The following is a 2,047-nucleotide window of genomic DNA, read 5'->3' on the forward strand; positions in this document are numbered from 1 at the left end:
GAGGCAGGCTTGTACTCATCTTAGGGGTGAGTAGTTACAGAAAATCTATGATCTATCGGGACTTGACATCAGGAAAAATTATGATGAAATACCCATGGACTTTACTCATTGCCTGTTCTCTTTTCTTCCCGGCCGCCGCAATGTCCGAGGTGCTGCTCATCGATGCAGTAAAAGCGGAGCAAAAGGCAAATATACCGCGCCCGCACCGCGGTGAAAGCATGAAAACCGTGGAGCAGCGCTTCGGCGCTCCCGACAGTAAACACGCGGCTGTGGGTGACCCTCCCATCACCCGCTGGGACTACCCGGCATTTTCCGTGTATTTCGAATATGACAAGGTAATCACCGCGGTACTCAAGCGAAACAAGCCTGCCAACAGCCAGTAAATTTCAACCCGAATCATTTATTGTTGACTGTTTTACTGGGGTATTTATACTGCATGCCAATGTAAAGCCTGTTTCACCGGAGAAAGAATGACCGCCACCGATACCACACAAGCCCACATGCTCATGCGTTCCATCCTGCAACGTATCGCGACGGGTCCCGAACTGTCGAAAGACATCAGCCTGGACGAGGCGCGGGAGGCAACTGTCGCCATCCTGCGCGATCAGATCGATCCCGTGCAGGCAGCCCTTTTCTTCATCGCCCTGCGCATGAAGCGGGAAAGCAACGACGAGTTCAAGGGTGTGCTGGATGGCATTCGCGAAGTGGTGGATGGCGTCGTAGCCGACGTTGACCATGTGCTCGACATCGCCGATCCCTACGACGGTTATAACCGCACACTGCCGGCAGCCCCTTTCCTGCCCCCGCTGCTGGCGGAATGCGGCCTGCATCCCGTCTCTCACGGGCTGGACGCCGTGGGTCCCAAGTATGGCGTTACCCACCGCCATGTACTCCAGGCAGCGGGCGCCAACGTCGATCTGGACAGCCGCGCCGCCGCAGGCAGGCTATCAGACACCGACACCGGCTGGGCCTATGTCGATCAGGCCAGTTTCTGTAAACCATTGCACGACCTGATACCCCTGCGCACCCAGATGATCAAGCGCCAGGTGCTCACCACCGTGGAAGTACTGGCCAAACCGGTGATGGGAAAGCAACAGACGCATTTCGTAACGGGTTATGTACACAAGCCCTATCCGCCCATCTACGCCATGCTGGCACGCCATGTGGGATTCAATTCGGCACTGTTCATCCGTGGCGTGGAAGGCGGCATCATTCCCTCCCTGAGGCAGGACGGCAAATATTTCAGCTACCACGACCGGGGTGAGGAAATCGGCGTGGATATCCATCCTGACATGGTCGGTATTCAACAGGCTCTGCGCGCAGTACCACTGCCCGAGGATCTACCGAAAACCACACGCCCGGGCGATGAGATCGCCATCGCAGTGGATATCAGGGATACGGCCCTGGCGGCAGCAGAGGCCGGTATGGAAGCACTCAATGGCAAACAGGGCGTGACCTATGATTCCCTGGTTTATACCGGCGCACTGATTCTCAAGCACATGGGCATGCAGGACAACCTTGGCGAGGCAGGCGAAGCCGTGCGGGCGGTTCTGGATTCCGGCAAGGCTGCCAATCGGGTAAAATGATGGTAGACGGGTGGATCGCAGTAGCGGCAGAAGACGAATTGTCTCCCGGCCAGATGAAAAGGGTGGAGGCTGGCGGTAGGCGCATGCTGCTGTGCAATGCCGATGGCAGGCACTACGTGGTGGACGAGATGTGCAGCCACGAAGACTATTCCCTGTTCCTGGGCTGTATACAGGAAGGGCGGATCAAGTGCTCCCTGCATGGCAGCTACTTCGATCTGAAGACCGGCAAGCCGGAGACTGAACCGGCATACGAACCCATCTGCAGCTACCCGGTCAGAATAAAGGATAGACAGATCTGGGTTCTCCCCGGAAAACAGGAATAGCTTCCGGGAACATCCTGCACAGCTATTGACCCGGCGGGTTAATAATAATACCGGACACAGGACAGCCATGGCCTGCATACCCTGATAAGGAACGTTGGCTTGAACCTGAATCCGTGTCGGGTCCCGTGTGATTATATT

The 2,047-nt window shown here is 56.4% G+C and carries 3 protein-coding genes; all 3 read left to right on the forward strand.

The genetic code is table 11. From position 1 onward, the window contains the following. The first annotated feature begins 83 nt into the window (after positions 1–83). The 3 genes from ACOCD2_RS17595 to ACOCD2_RS17605 all read left to right on the forward strand — a co-directional run bounded on the left by ACOCD2_RS17595 (position 84) and on the right by ACOCD2_RS17605 (position 1,909). On the forward strand, positions 84–383 hold the full coding sequence (locus ACOCD2_RS17595) for a phosphodiesterase (RefSeq protein ID WP_293653067.1): 300 nt from the start codon (positions 84–86) through the stop codon (positions 381–383). A gap of 87 nt (positions 384–470) precedes the next feature. Then, the gene (locus ACOCD2_RS17600; RefSeq protein ID WP_293650085.1) at positions 471–1,586 is read left to right on the forward strand and encodes an anthranilate phosphoribosyltransferase; all 1,116 of its coding nucleotides are present in this window, start codon (positions 471–473) and stop codon (positions 1,584–1,586) included. Continuing rightward, a complete protein-coding gene (locus tag ACOCD2_RS17605) occupies positions 1,586–1,909 on the forward strand; it encodes a non-heme iron oxygenase ferredoxin subunit (protein ID WP_293650084.1) in 324 nt (107 codons plus the stop codon). Before ACOCD2_RS17600 ends, ACOCD2_RS17605 begins: the two co-directional genes overlap by 1 nt. Positions 1,910–2,047: the final 138 nt, after the last annotated feature.

Origin of the sequence: Thiolapillus sp., assembly GCF_048562965.1 — a bacterium.
In the GTDB taxonomy this organism is placed as follows: domain Bacteria; phylum Pseudomonadota; class Gammaproteobacteria; order Chromatiales; family Chromatiaceae; genus Thiolapillus; species Thiolapillus brandeum_A.

What these genes read in the sequence shown, in the direction of transcription:
- ACOCD2_RS17595 (WP_293653067.1), top strand. Translation starts at nt 84, where the DNA reads ATGAAATACCCATGGACTTTACTCATTGCCTGTTCTCTTTTCTTCCCG.
- ACOCD2_RS17600 (WP_293650085.1), top strand. Translation starts at nt 471, where the DNA reads ATGACCGCCACCGATACCACACAAGCCCACATGCTCATGCGTTCCATC.
- ACOCD2_RS17605 (WP_293650084.1), top strand. Translation starts at nt 1,586, where the DNA reads ATGGTAGACGGGTGGATCGCAGTAGCGGCAGAAGACGAATTGTCTCCC.